Genomic DNA, 14,241 nt, shown 5'->3' on the forward strand with positions numbered 1-14,241 from the left:
TGAGGCCTGATTTATTTTGTTTTTAGTCTGGTAAATCTCTTTTTAATTTATTAAATCAAATAAAAAAATTGGTAATAAAAAAGCACAGTCAAAAAGACTGTGCTCATTTTTAACACTATCATTCTCTCAACTATGGCTTATTCCGCTTCAGCTACCACTTCCTTCACTTCCGGGATCATGCGCTTCATCATGCCTTCGATACCGGCTTTCAATGTGATCATGGAAGAAGGGCAACCTGAACATGAGCCTTGCAGCATCAACGTCACAGTACCGTCATCGTAGTCTTTGAACTGAATGGCACCGCCATCCATTTCAACTGCAGGCTTCACGTAGTTTTCAAGCAATTCTTTAATACGCTTTACCACATCAGTATCATCTGCGCTTACTTCGTTTCCGGCAATCGGTTTGTCAACGATTTCATCTTCGTTCAATACCGGGCGGTTATCTTCCAGATACTCCTTCAGAAAAGCTTTTATAGTAGGGATAATATCATTCCAGTCAGTTTCAACAGTTTTTGTCAGCGTAATAAAATTCGCCATAATAAACACACCTCTGATGAACGGGAAGCTGAACAATTCAGCAGCCAGCGGAGATGGTTTTGCACTTGCTTCATCCGGGAAATCGATGTGCTTACCAGGGTACAGGAGCTTGTTAGCAACAAACTTCATGGTTTCCGGATTCGGCGTCATTTCCGTATATATGCTGATAATGGGATTTCCTGTTTTAATCATGTTATTCTAAACTTTTGATGGTACAAAGGTAACTACTTTCGGTTAGAATCTGAGGGAATTGCGGCCTTTTAACTATCACATTTTTCAATAGGGATATAGATAAAACTATATCTAAATTGTACAGTTCCGCGCGAAGACTTCACCATCAGATTTTTTTTCTGATATGGACCTAAAATATTACATGTCACATTATTCTATATATTAACTTTATGGGAAATAACGCCATCACTGAGTATGCCCACTGTCAAAACCTTGCACGCACGCAAAAGAATAGCACTGATCGCCCATGATCACAAGAAAGCTGAGCTCATAGAATGGGCCCTCTACAATAAAACCGTACTCTGCCGGCATGAACTATACGCTACCGGCACTACAGGCAAGCTCATTGAAGAAAATCTCGACGTACCTGTCAGAAAATTATTGTCCGGGCCCCTCGGTGGCGACCAGCAGATAGGCTCTATGATCGCCGAAGGCAAAATCGATGTCGTGATCTTCTTCTGGGATCCCATGGAAGCACTCCCGCATGACCCGGATATCAAAGCCCTGCTCCGCCTTGGTGTAGTATGGAACATCCCTATGGCCAGCAACCGTACCTCTGCCGACTTCCTGCTTACATCTCCTCTTATGCACCAGGAATATGAAGTACGCTTACCTGACTATTCACAGTATCTCGGTAGAAAAGTATAGTTACATTTAGTCCTCTTCAGACCTTTTCTTTTAAATATCTGTCTTTCTTAGAAAGATCGGCACCGTTTGTGCTGCAAAGTACTCCTTACTAATCAGTTAGGTGTTTTCACACACCTCGCTGGCGAGTAATAAGGATTCCTTATTTTCGCAATTTTTCAGGTCTTAACGTATTGTAGAATGGTGAAACACTTATTAGTGGCTGCTTTCCTTCTGGCAGGCTTTTTCAAACCGGTCCAGGCCCAGCTGCCACCCAAACGGGAATTCAGAGCCGTATGGATAGCAACAGTAGAGAATATCGATTGGCCTTCCCGTAGAGGGTTGCCTGTTGAACAACAAAAACAGGAATTTATTACCCTTCTCAATACACAGCAGCGTAATGGTATGAATGCCGTGGTGGTACAAGTCCGCCCGGTAGCGGATGCTTTTTATGCCTCGCCCTTCGAACCCTGGTCTGAATACCTGACTGGTACGCAGGGGCAGGCACCTAATCCTTATTATGATCCCCTTCAGTTTATGATCGAAGAGACGCATAAAAGAGGAATGGAATTTCATGCCTGGTTCAATCCTTACCGCGCAGTTTTCAATGCCAGTCGCAATAATGTGACAGCTAACCATATTTCCAGGATGCGCCCTCAGTGGTTCCTGACTTATGATAACAAGAAATATTTTGATCCGGGAGTTCCTGAGGTACGTGAGTACGTTACACAAATCATTCGCGATGTAGTGCGTCGCTACGATATAGATGCCGTTCATTTTGACGATTACTTTTACCCATACAGGGTACCTGGCAAGGAGTTTCCTGACCACGCCTCCTACCGGCAGTATGGACATGGTATGGAAAAAGACGACTGGCGCAGGTACAATGTAGATACCATCATCCACATGGTGAGCATCGCCATCAAGCAGGAAAAGAAATGGGTAAAATTTGGGATCAGCCCCTTCGGCATCTGGCGAAATAAGAATAAAGATCCGGAAGGATCTTATACCAATGGAGGAAATACCAATTACGACGACCTGTACGCCGATGTGCTGAAATGGCTGAAAAATGGCTGGATAGATTACGTAGCTCCCCAGTTATATTGGGAAAGAGGACACCGCATAGCAGACTACGAACTGCTGCTGAACTGGTGGGCACAACATGCCTATGGCCGTCATTTGTACATCGGGCATGGAGTATACCGGATCAATAGTAATGCAGCATGGAACAATCCCAATGAACTGCCGGTACAGATCACGGAAACCCGTACACTCAATACCGTACAGGGAAGTATCTTCTATAGCGCCAAGTCATTCAATGGCAATCCAAGAGGTATAGAAGACAGCCTGCGCAATCATTTCTATCATTATCATGCTTTGCGCCCAATCATGCCATGGCTGAATTTTAAAGCACCACAGTCTCCATACTTTGCAGATGCTTTTGAAAGAACCGATGGATTACACCTGCACTGGGTAGATGGAGATGGTGATAGCACCAGTCGAACCAATCAGTATGTATTATATCGATTTGAAGGCAGGGAAGTGATCAATCTGAATAATCCGGAAAAGATCCTGACAATACTAACACAGACGGCAGACCCACAATACATAGATCTTGCCTATCAAAAAGGGAAAGAATACACTTATGTACTCACCTCTCTTGACAGGTTGCAGAATGAGAGCCTGGCCAGCGATCCGCTTTATATCAGGATAGCAGGTGGGAAAACGAAATTCTACTTCGACCCCCAACCATAAAATAACCGGAGGGGCGGCTGCTGGCCGCCCCTCCGGAGAAATACAAAAAAGACCGGCTGCCTGGGGCAGCCGGTCTTTTTTGTTATTTATATACTTCCATTACCGCTCTTCCCACACAACCACTCGGCATCTGGATCTTTAACATTGCCGCCACTGTAGCCGCAATATCCGTCATACTCGTCTTCTCATTTGTATATCCATGTTTCACATGCCAACCCATAAACACCATTGGAATATGCGTGTCATAAGGAGACCATGTACCATGCGTTGTACCCTTCATATTACCTGCTTCATACCATCCCAGGTCTGGAATCATAATCACCGCACCATCACGCTTAGGATAATATCCATTGATCGCCATTTGCCTGATCGGCTCAGGCAATGCACTATTTCCGATATTTTCCAGATCCGCCGCAAACTGAATACCTGGCACAGTCTGCAGGTAGTACACTGTTTCCCGCTTCACGGCATCATAATCCAGCTTCGCAGCCTTAATTTTCTTCATATCGAAATCCACATGGTAGTTATTAGTACCCCTGATCAGGCTATCCACCCCAAACACGCCTTTCAGATCTGCAGTCAGACCGGAAATGATAGGCTTTTCATTCACCAGGCCGGAAGGAACATTATGTTCCTGCAGGAAACCTACAGAATGAGAAGCGCCATGATCCGCTGTCAGGAATACCAGGTAATTTCCCTTACCCACTTTCTGATCCAGGAAACTAAAGAATGTTGCCAGATCCTTGTCCAGGCGCAGGTAAGTATCTTCTACCTCGATAGAGTTAGGACCAAACTGATGCCCCACATAGTCAGTAGAAGCACAGTTGATAGTCAGGAAGTCGGTCACCGGACCACTCCCCATGTTATATCCGTTCACAGCAGCTTTTGCAAAATCCAGGGTGAGGGTATTACCACCTGGGGTAGCGCGCAGGCTACCTTTGCTTAATTTATAAATAGCAGGCAGATCATGTGGGAACTTAGGAGCGGTTTCACCCTTGTAAGTGTTCTCCCAGCTTACGTCGTCTGCTGTACTTTGTACATATGTATTGATAGGGTAGAGGGTCTCCCATGGTTTGGACATCAGTGCAGCCGGTTCATTCTTCGCATTGAACTGTTTTACCCATTCAGGCAGTTCATTCATGTAATAGCTGCTGGTCACAAAAGAAGCATTGCTGTCATCCAGCCAGAAAGCACCGTTTGCAACATGCCCTGCAGGCAGGATAGAAGCACGGTCTTTCAGGGATACCCCCACTACTTTAGAGCGGAAATTAGTTGCCAGTCGCAATTCATCGGTGATAGTAGACGCCATCAGGCTGCGTGGAGACATTTTACCGGCATCAGAAGTAGTGCCGACAGGAGTAACGGTAGAATCTTCTGTGCAATAGAATTCTCTCCCCAGGGCCTGGTCAGTCCAGCCATTGCCCGTAATGCCATGGACAGCAGGCACAGATCCGGTAAAAATCGTGCTGTGACCTACAGCCGTGTAGGAGGGGAGGTGGGTGATAAAAGCATTTTCACAAGTAAACCCTTCTCCCAGCAATCTTTTGAACCCACCGGTTCCATAGCGGTCAGCGTAACGGTACAGGTAGTCCCAGCGCATCTGGTCTACAACGATACCAACTACCAGCTTAGGGTGGGCGACTGCTGACAGTGTCTGCGCCTGTGCCATTACAGTATCTTTCTGGCCGAAGGTACAGGCAAGTACCAGTGCCAGCGTGGATAATGTTTTGTTCATATTGCTCATAATATTGATAATTTCCTGATTGTCATCCGCAAAGATGTAGATTAATTAGGATAAACGATTTCCATTCATCAAATGAAGGAGGCGACCTTAAAGATCGCCTCCTTCATTTGGATTCCCAGTCATCATGGGCAGCCAGCAATCACCCATGATGATTGCTTTTATATTTTGTTGATCCTATCCGGGTAATCGGTTATAATCCCATCTACCCCCATTTCCTTCAATCTCTTCATATCCTCCAAATCCGCTACTGTCCAGGGAACAATCTTCATTCCCTTACTATGACAATAATCCAGCAGCTCCTTCGTCACCAGGGAATAATGCGGGTTATAGAGCCCTGGCATAAATCCAAGACTTTCCAGCTGCTGGTAAAAAGATACATTCTTATCACCTGTCAGGAATCCCAGCGTCACTTTTGGATGAGACTTATGCAATACCTGCAATGGCCGGATATCAAAAGATTGTATCAGCAGGCGGTGTTTCAGTTTCTCCAGCTGTTTCACTTCCATCAGTTTTTGCACGTATTCTTCAGGTGCCGGCTGTTCTTTGCCATCTGTCTTTTCGGAAGATTTAATCTCTAATAAATAATAAACCGGTGCCTTATGATGATGATTCACATAAGCTTCTACAGAATCGATCATTTCAGACAGGAGTGGGGCATAGGTCCTTATTCGCTGCTGCTGTGGAAATTTAGAGTAGGGCTTTTCACCTATTCTAAAAGGCCTGATCTCACTGTAATTCATCTGGTAGAATATATATTTTCCTCTTTCCTCCGGCTTGATCTCACTGCCATCAGGTTTGGTCGTATATGCAGGGTCAAACGACGCGTCGTGGTACACAACCACTTTTCCGTCTTTAGTAATGTGCACATCAAATTCTAAGGTATTCGCACCATCCTCGATGGCACGGATCATAGCCGGGATGGTATTTTCCGGCATCATTCCTCTTGTACCTCTGTGTCCTACTTTAAAAAATATTGGTAATGGTGCTGTAGCCATCACAGTGGGCGTCAGGGTTACCACCATTGCCAGGGTTAGTAAAGATTTCATCTTATTCATTGGATTTAATAACATTCTCTTTTCAAATCTTTCTTTTTATTTCGCCCTTTCCGCTAGTCCACTTTCGTTTTGGCTTTCTATTCGGTGGCAGAAAATAATATTTTGTTAACTAGTTTTCAATAGGATAGCAGTAAAAAATGTTTTTATACATCAAAAAGCGCACTTTTTCTTAATATTTTTTTCCGTTAACATGTGTAAAATTCAACAACATGAAAGTACTTTTGTAACCAATTGAAGCAACAAAATCTTTTGCGAGTATGTCAATGATAAATATAGCTGAGCGACATAAATATATATTAGACCGCTTAGCGGAAAAAGGATATGTTAACGTAATAGACCTGTGCAAAGAACTTGATGTATCTGGTGTAACGATCAGAAAAGACCTCAAGTTACTTGAAGACAAGGCCCTACTTTTTCGTTCACATGGTGGCGCCACGGTAAATAATCCTTATATCAATGACAAGCCCGTAAATGAGAAAGAGAAACTGCGCCGCGATGAGAAAAACCTCATCGGTGCTGCTGCTGCTACCCTCATTGCTCATAACGACGCCATCATTATTTCTTCTGGTACCACCGCCCTGGCCCTGGCCAGGAATGTCCACCCCAAAGGACATCTCACCGTTATCACCCCCGCCCTCAACGTAGCACAGGAACTGCTACGATTTCCGGAAATAGAAGTACTGCAACTGGGCGGCATCGTTCGCGCCAGTTCTTCTTCCGTAACTGGTAACTATGCCGAACGCATCCTCGCCGATTTCTCCTGCAGTAAACTGTTCCTCGGCCTCGAAGGTATAGACATTGAATTCGGACTTACAACCACAAATCTAATGGAAGCACAGCTAAATCAGCGCATGGTGGCTGCTGCACAAAAAACCATTGTCATTGCCGATTCTTCCAAATTCGGCAGAAGAGGCTTTGGTAAAATATGTGGACTCGAAGATATCGACGAAATCATCACCGATAGCGGTATCTCCGCTCACATAGTAAAAGCCGTAGAAGAAATGGGGATCAATGTGACGATCGTATAGCCCGGATCACCCACTTAATATATTATATAACCCCATTTTTATTGGTTGCTATAGCAACCAGTACGGATTCCTGTGCATACATTAAATTAATTTCCAACACGATCTGACTCACTGAGGGTAAAATAGCGATACTTTTTCCGCCCCTACTTATTATATTCTAACAATTGCCCATACTTTTTTAATGTTTTCTAAATTTTTAGTGTTATACGCATGTTTTACTAAAAAATACCGGCTTCCTTTAGTATCTTTATACCGTTCCCGAAACAATTACGGTACCTCCACCGCGCCTGATACAAAATGGGTGAAGTGTGTGCCAAGGTCAAAAAATCTAAACGAATGCAAGAAGTGAAGCAATTGCAAGGACTGTACCACCCGGATTTTGAACATGATGCATGCGGAACAGGCTTTACTGTCCACATTAAGGGCCGTAAATCGCATCAGATCATCCGGGATGCGCTTACCATGTTGGAAAATATGGAACACCGCGGTGCATGTGGCTGTGAACAAAATACCGGTGACGGGGCAGGGATTCTGATCCAGCTCCCGCACGAGTTTTTGTACGACGAATGTCTGAAAATTGGCATTAGTCTGCCGGAATTTGGCAAATATGGTGTAGGTATGGTCTTCTTTCCAAAAGAACCACGATGGAGAGAAGAATGCCGCGAGATCCTGGCCCGGGCGGCAGAGAAACTTGGCCTCGATATCCTTGGATATCGTAAAGTTCCGGTTCGCCCAGATGGTATCGGAGAAAGCGCCCTTTCAGTAGAACCTGAAATCGAACAGGTATTTATCGCCTGTCCTCATCATATCGCCGACAACGATGAGTTTGAACGCAAACTCTTCGTGCTCCGTAATTATGTGTGTAAAACCGTAAGGAATACCGTTCCTAAGGAAAAAGCACTCTTTTACTTTGCCTCTCTCTCTACTAAAACGATTGTGTATAAAGGACAGCTGACTACCTACCAGGTACGTCATTACTATGCTGACCTGAGCGACGAGAAGATGGTGTCTGCCTTTGCAGTGATCCACTCCCGCTTCGCTACCAATACTTTCCCAAGCTGGAGACTCGCACATCCTTACCGCTACATCGCGCACAATGGTGAAATCAATACCCTTAAGGGGAACCTGAACTGGCTCCGCTCCGGCGAAAAGGACTTCGTATCCAAATACTTCACACAGGAAGAAATGGACATGATCTCCCCTGTCGTTGAAGAAGGTCAGTCTGACTCCGCCAGCCTGGACAACGTAGTAGAACTCCTGCTGCTCACCGGCCGTTCCCTCCCTCATGTTATGATGATGCTCATCCCCGAAGCATGGGATGGCAACGAGGATATGGATCCGGTTAGAAAAGCATTCTACGAATACCACGCCTCTCTCATGGAACCATGGGATGGTCCTGCCTGTATCTCTTTCACAGACGGTAAGATCATCGGTGGTACCCTGGACCGTAACGGCCTGCGCCCTGCACGCTTCGTAGTTACAAAAGACGATCGCGTGATCATGGCTTCAGAAGCCGGCGTACTGCCAATAGATCCTAAAAACATTAAAGAAAAAGGCCGTCTGCAACCAGGCAAAATGTTCATCGTGGACATGGAAGCCGGCAGAATCATCGGCGATGAGGAACTGAAACAGAACATCTGCTCTCAGCAACCTTACGGCGAATGGCTGAATAAATACAAAATCCGCCTCGAAGAACTGCCTGAACCACGCGTTACTTTCAGTCACCTGGAACCAGAGCAGATCTTTAAATACCAGCAAGCCTTCGGTTATACCACCGAAGACCTGAACACCATCATCGCCCCAATGGCCCTGGATGGTAAAGAGCCCATCGGCTCCATGGGTACAGATGCTCCCCTGGCTGTGCTGAGCGATCAGCCACAGCACCTGACCAGCTACTTCAAACAGCTGTTCGCACAGGTGACCAACCCGCCTATCGACCCAATCCGCGAAAGACTGGTTATGTCGCTGGCGACCTATGTAGGGAACAATGGTAACCTGCTGGACGAAAATCCACTGCATTGTCATGGTGTGGCCCTGGTTCACCCCATACTGAGCAACTACGAGCTGGAAAAGATCCGTAGCATCGATACTGGTTTGTTCCAGGCTAAGACCCTGCAAACTTACTTCCGTGCCGATGGTAAACCAGGCTCCATGGAGAAAGGGCTGCAACGCCTTTGCCGCTACGCTGTAGATGCCGTGGAAGATGGTTATGAAGTAATCATCCTCTCCGACAGGGCGATCGACTCCGAACACGCCGCTATCCCTTCTATCCTCGCTGCTTCTGCCGTACACCACCACCTCATCCGCAAAGGATACCGTGGTCAGGTAGGTATCATCGTGGAAGCCGGTGATGTGTGGGAAGTTCACCACTTTGCCTGCCTGCTTGGTTTCGGTGTTACCGCAATCAACCCTTACCTGGCACTCAGCACAATCCGTGATCTGAAGCTGACCGGCAAACTGGAAACTGAATATGATGTTGACAAACTAAAGAAGAACTACATCAAGGCTGTCTGCGATGGCCTGCTGAAAGTCTTCTCCAAAATGGGTATCTCCACCCTGCAATCTTACCAGGGTGCACAGATATTCGAGATATTAGGTATCAACCGCCAGGTAGTAGATAAATACTTTACCGGTGCGGTATCCCGTATCCAGGGTATGGGCCTCGATGAGATCGCCCGCGAAACCCTCGCTAAGCACTGGATGGGTTACGGCCGTAAAGAAACACCTGTATCCCGCCTGGGTGTAGGTGGTATCTACCAGTGGAAAAGAAAAGGTGAGTTCCACCTCTTCAACCCAACCACGATCCACCTGCTGCAGTTATCAACCCGTATGGGCGACTACAGCATCTTCAAGAAATATTCTAAGTCGGTGAACGACCAGAGCGAAAAAGCAGCCACACTCCGCAGCGTTTTCTCTTTCAAACGTAACCGTCCTTCAATCACCCTTGATGAAGTGGAATCTGCAGATAGCATCATGAAACGCTTCGCTACAGGTGCGATGAGCTTTGGCTCCATCTCCCACGAAGCACACTCCACACTGGCGATCGCTATGAACCGTATCGGTGCCAAAAGCAATACCGGTGAAGGTGGTGAAGATGAACTGCGCTACGAGAAGCTGCCTAATGGCGACAGCATGCGTTCCGCAATCAAACAGGTAGCCAGTGCACGTTTCGGTGTAACCAGCAATTACCTCACGAATGCAGATGAATTACAGATCAAGATGGCACAGGGTGCTAAACCCGGAGAGGGTGGCCAGCTGCCCGGCCATAAAGTGGATGACTGGATCGCGAAAGTACGTCACTCTACACCAGGTGTAGGGCTGATCTCTCCGCCTCCTCACCACGATATCTATTCTATCGAGGATCTGGCTCAGCTGATCTTTGACCTGAAAAATGCTAACCGTGCTGCCCGCATCAGCGTAAAACTGGTGTCTAAAGCAGGTGTCGGTACCATCGCTGCCGGCGTAGCCAAAGCAAAAGCAGATGTAATCCTGATCGCTGGCTTCGACGGCGGTACCGGTGCATCTCCAATCAGCTCTATCAAGCATGCTGGTTTGCCATGGGAACTTGGTCTGGCTGAAACACACCAGACACTGGTGAAGAACAAGCTGCGTGGTCGTGTGACCGTACAGGCCGATGGCCAGCTCAAAACAGGTCGCGACATCGCTATCGCTACCCTGCTGGGTGCGGAAGAATGGGGTGTAGCTACTGCTGCACTGGTGGCTGAAGGCTGTATCATGATGCGTAAATGTCACCTGAACACCTGCCCTGTAGGTGTGGCGACACAGGATCCTGAACTGCGCAAACGCTTCAACGGCGATCCTGAAAACGTAGTGAACCTGTTCAAATTCCTGGTAGAAGAGTTCCGTGAAATCATGGCTGAACTGGGCTTCCGTACCGTTAATGAAATGGTAGGTCAATCTGACTGCCTGCAGGTACGTGAGAACATCACCCACTGGAAATATAAAAACCTGGACGTATCACAGGTCCTGTACAAAGAACCGGCTGATGAAACAACAGCACTGTTCAAATCTGAAGAACAGGATCATGGTATCAGCGAAGTGATTGACTGGCAGCTGCTGAAAGCTGCACAGGCAGCCCTCGACAAAAAGACCAGGGTATTCCAGCAGTTTAATGTTAAAAATACTGACCGTTCCGTAGGCGCAATCCTGAGCAACGAGATCTCCAAGAGATATGCGGGTCCAGGCTTACCGGAAGATACAATCCACTTTAAATTTGTTGGTTCTGCCGGCCAGAGCTTCGGGGCATTCAACACCAAAGGTGTTACCCTCGAACTGGAAGGTGAGGCAAATGACTACTTCGGTAAAGGTCTCTCCGGTGCTAAACTGGTCCTTTATCCAAATGCTGAAGCAGGCTTCAAAGCGGAAGAAAACATCATCGCTGGTAACGTGGCCTTCTATGGCGCGACCTCCGGTGAAGCTTACATCCGGGGTAAAGCAGGTGAACGCTTCTGTGTACGTAACTCAGGTGCTACCATCGTATCCGAAGGCGTGGGTGACCACGGTTGCGAATACATGACAGGTGGTAGAGCTGTCATCCTCGGTGAGACCGGTCGTAACTTCGGCGCTGGTATGAGCGGTGGTATAGCTTATGTATACGATGTGAAAGGCAATTTCGCCAACCGTTGCAACAAGGAGATGATCGACCTCGATCCGCTGGATCAGGATGATGCTACCGCACTGCACGACCTGATCACCAAGCACCACGCTTACACAAACAGTACAGTAGCTAAGTTCATCCTGAAAGATTGGGAAAACCAGCTGCGTCACTTTGTGAAAGTATTCCCTAAAGAATACAAAGCAGTGCTGACCGCTTCCAAAGCAAAGGAGAAGGTGGAGAAGTAGTAACATTAACAATCTAACGACAACCAAAATGGGCAAACCAACAGGATTCCTGGAATTTACAAGAGAGCTGCCTGGAAAGAAAGCTCCCAGGGAAAGAGTCCGGAACTATAACGAATTCGTAGAAAGACTTTCAGATACCAAGCTGAATGAACAGTCTGCGCGCTGCATGAACTGTGGTGTTCCATTCTGTCACAGCGGTTGCCCGCTGGGTAACATAATTCCTGAATTCAACGATGCAGTCTATCACAAAGACTGGAAAGAAGCATATGAAATCTTAACCAGCACAAACAACTTCCCCGAGTTTACAGGACGTATCTGTCCTGCGCCTTGCGAAAGTGCATGTGTACTGGGTATCAACCAACCTCCTGTGGCAATCGAAGAAATCGAACGCCACATCATCGAAATCGCTTTCGACAAAGGACTTGTACAGGCTAAAACACCCCGTGTACGTACCGGCAAGAAAGTAGCAGTAATCGGTTCCGGTCCTGCCGGCCTGGCCGCTGCCGCTCAGCTGAACTACGCTGGTCACCAGGTAACCGTGTTCGAAAGAGACGATGTTCCGGGAGGCCTGCTCCGCTACGGTATCCCTGACTTCAAACTGGAGAAATGGGTAATCGACCGCCGCGTGAAAGTAATGGAAGAAGAAGGCGTAACCTTCCAGTGTAATGCCAACGTAGGTGTAAACGTAAGCGTGAACGACCTGCTCCGTGAATACAATGCGATCGTACTGGCTGGTGGTTCCACCATCCCTCGTGACCTGAATATTCCCGGCCGTCAGCTGAAAGGTGTACACTATGCAATGGACTTCCTGAAACAGCAGAACAAACGCGTAGGCAACCGCGCAGTAAGCGGTGAAGATATTATGGCTACCGACAAAAACGTAGTTGTAATCGGTGGTGGTGATACCGGCTCTGACTGTGTGGGTACTTCCAACCGTCATGGCGCTAAGAGCATCACCCAGATAGAACTGATGCCTAAACCTCCGGGAGAACGCACTCCATACATGCCCTGGCCTACTTATCCAATGGTGCTGAAAACAACCTCTTCTCATGAAGAAGGTGCTGACCGCCACTGGGCAATTGGTACCAAAGAGTTTGTCGGAGATAGCAACGGTAACCTGAAAGGACTGAAACTGGTAGATCTGCAATGGAGCCTGGGCGTAGATGGTCGTCCTGGTGGATTTACAGAAGTACCAGGTTCTGAAAGAGAAGTTCCCTGTGAACTGGCATTCCTCGCAATGGGCTTCCTGCATCCACAGCATACAGGTCTCTTAGACGATCTGGGTGTTGAAAAAGATGAAAGAGGCAATGTGAAAGCAGGGGAGAAAGCATTCCAGACTTCTATACCTAAAGTGTTTGCTGCGGGCGATATGCGCCGTGGACAGTCACTGGTGGTATGGGCAATCAGCGAAGGCCGCGAATGCGCGCGTAAAGTAGATGAGTTCCTGATGGGAGTTTCCCAGCTGGAAAGCAAAGACGCTTCTTTACCAGCAATGGCAGTGTAAACTATAATCTTGATGTGAATGTGCGTATCTCATTTCTACCTGCTGATAGATACAAACACACATTAGTAACAAAGATTCTCATAAGCAGGTTTAGATTTTGTTGTAACCTTCAGCCGGGCCGGGTCTTTACCCGGCCTTTTCTTTTTAACAAATTGCGCAAATCTGAGGCGACCTCTGGTCACCTCAGATTTGCTCCCGACAAAAATGCTGGTACCAAAGGCACCAGCATTTTTGCCTACTTTTGATGATCATGAAAAAATTATTCTATTTCCTTCTCCTTCTGGGAGTCTCCCATACAGCCTTCGCCCAGGTCGGCCACAGCATCTACGACACCCACCAATACAATAAAGGCATTTATAAATCCTTCGAAGAGTTTCGCAACAACGAACCCTCCCAAACCGGCAATATCGTAATCAAAGGCAAAACCACCGCCGCGCAGTTCTACCTCCTGTCTGCACCCAATGAACTATACGCTGTCGACAACAACGGCAAAGAACATAAAATCAAAAAATACTGGGGCTACTGCGATGGCACCAACCTATACGTTAGAGACAATGGCCTTCAGAAAATTGAAGAAGTCGGCTACTACTGCCTCTACCAGGTACGCGCCATCCCCACCTCCACACCTAACAGTGCCACCGCCGGCATGGTATTCAGCAATACCCCGCCCGCCGTTGTCACCAAAAAGGTCATCGACCTTAGCACCGGTACCGTCTATGGCATCACCCTGTATAATATGAAGAAATACATCCTGCCAAAAGATACTGCCCTCACCAGGGAATTCTACCAGGATCCTAATAACAAGGAAAGACTGATCTACTACATCCAGAAATTCAACCAGCGGAATACTCCTAACTGGTAATTTCTACCCATAAATACTCACAAAAAAGCGCTTTTA

General features: G+C 47.0%; 9 protein-coding genes. 6 read left to right on the forward strand and 3 right to left on the reverse strand.

The window, feature by feature from the left end; genetic code table 11:
- Positions 1-137 precede the first annotated feature (137 nt).
- Positions 138-731: a NifU family protein gene (locus U0033_RS21330; protein ID WP_072358939.1), complete on the reverse strand. Its 594-nt coding sequence runs from the start codon at positions 729-731 to the stop codon at positions 138-140.
- Between the two features lie 234 nt (positions 732-965).
- Here U0033_RS21330 and U0033_RS21335 point away from each other — a divergent pair, with 234 nt between their 5' ends.
- Positions 966-1,418 carry a methylglyoxal synthase gene (locus tag U0033_RS21335; RefSeq protein WP_072358941.1) on the forward strand — a complete coding sequence of 151 codons (453 nt, stop codon included), beginning with the start codon at positions 966-968 and terminating at the stop codon, positions 1,416-1,418.
- A 177-nt stretch (positions 1,419-1,595) separates the two neighbouring features.
- The gene (locus tag U0033_RS21340) at positions 1,596-3,149 is read left to right on the forward strand and encodes a glycoside hydrolase family 10 protein (protein WP_072358943.1); all 1,554 of its coding nucleotides are present in this window, start codon (positions 1,596-1,598) and stop codon (positions 3,147-3,149) included.
- An 82-nt stretch (positions 3,150-3,231) separates the two neighbouring features.
- Here U0033_RS21340 and pafA read toward each other — a convergent pair whose 3' ends face one another.
- Together pafA and U0033_RS21350 are read right to left on the reverse strand one after the other, a co-directional pair.
- The gene (gene pafA / locus U0033_RS21345; protein ID WP_072359075.1) at positions 3,232-4,884 is read right to left on the reverse strand and encodes an alkaline phosphatase PafA; all 1,653 of its coding nucleotides are present in this window, start codon (positions 4,882-4,884) and stop codon (positions 3,232-3,234) included.
- A 167-nt stretch (positions 4,885-5,051) separates the two neighbouring features.
- Positions 5,052-5,939, reverse strand: coding sequence for a glycerophosphodiester phosphodiesterase family protein (locus U0033_RS21350; RefSeq protein ID WP_218163998.1), 888 nt, complete (start codon positions 5,937-5,939; stop codon positions 5,052-5,054).
- Between the two features lie 266 nt (positions 5,940-6,205).
- On the opposite strand from U0033_RS21350, the gene U0033_RS21355 reads away from it, so the two are divergent.
- From U0033_RS21355 to U0033_RS21370, 4 genes are all read left to right on the forward strand, one after another.
- Complete coding sequence (locus tag U0033_RS21355; protein WP_083571438.1) at positions 6,206-6,976, forward strand: DeoR/GlpR family DNA-binding transcription regulator; 771 nt, start codon at positions 6,206-6,208, stop codon at positions 6,974-6,976.
- Between the two features lie 336 nt (positions 6,977-7,312).
- The gene (gene gltB / locus U0033_RS21360; protein ID WP_072359079.1) at positions 7,313-11,839 is read left to right on the forward strand and encodes a glutamate synthase large subunit; all 4,527 of its coding nucleotides are present in this window, start codon (positions 7,313-7,315) and stop codon (positions 11,837-11,839) included.
- A 28-nt stretch (positions 11,840-11,867) separates the two neighbouring features.
- Entirely contained in the window at positions 11,868-13,343 is a 1,476-nt protein-coding gene (locus tag U0033_RS21365) for a glutamate synthase subunit beta (RefSeq protein WP_072358947.1), read from the forward strand.
- A gap of 250 nt (positions 13,344-13,593) precedes the next feature.
- Positions 13,594-14,205: a hypothetical protein gene (locus U0033_RS21370; protein ID WP_143150662.1), complete on the forward strand. Its 612-nt coding sequence runs from the start codon at positions 13,594-13,596 to the stop codon at positions 14,203-14,205.
- Positions 14,206-14,241: the final 36 nt, after the last annotated feature.

It is taken from the genome of Chitinophaga sancti, from assembly GCF_034424315.1.
In the GTDB taxonomy this organism is placed as follows: domain Bacteria; phylum Bacteroidota; class Bacteroidia; order Chitinophagales; family Chitinophagaceae; genus Chitinophaga; species Chitinophaga sancti.

Excerpts from the sequence above, each read along its gene's own strand:
- gltB (WP_072359079.1), top strand. The coding sequence starts at position 7,313 with ATGCAAGAAGTGAAGCAATTGCAAGGACTGTACCACCCGGATTTTGAA.
- U0033_RS21340 (WP_072358943.1), top strand. The coding sequence starts at position 1,596 with ATGGTGAAACACTTATTAGTGGCTGCTTTCCTTCTGGCAGGCTTTTTC.
- U0033_RS21335 (WP_072358941.1), top strand. The coding sequence starts at position 966 with ATGCCCACTGTCAAAACCTTGCACGCACGCAAAAGAATAGCACTGATC.
- U0033_RS21365 (WP_072358947.1), top strand. The coding sequence starts at position 11,868 with ATGGGCAAACCAACAGGATTCCTGGAATTTACAAGAGAGCTGCCTGGA.
- U0033_RS21355 (WP_083571438.1), top strand. The coding sequence starts at position 6,206 with ATGTCAATGATAAATATAGCTGAGCGACATAAATATATATTAGACCGC.
- U0033_RS21350 (WP_218163998.1), bottom strand. The coding sequence starts at position 5,939 with ATGAAATCTTTACTAACCCTGGCAATGGTGGTAACCCTGACGCCCACT.
- pafA (WP_072359075.1), bottom strand. The coding sequence starts at position 4,884 with ATGAACAAAACATTATCCACGCTGGCACTGGTACTTGCCTGTACCTTC.
- U0033_RS21370 (WP_143150662.1), top strand. The coding sequence starts at position 13,594 with ATGAAAAAATTATTCTATTTCCTTCTCCTTCTGGGAGTCTCCCATACA.
- U0033_RS21330 (WP_072358939.1), bottom strand. The coding sequence starts at position 731 with ATGATTAAAACAGGAAATCCCATTATCAGCATATATACGGAAATGACG.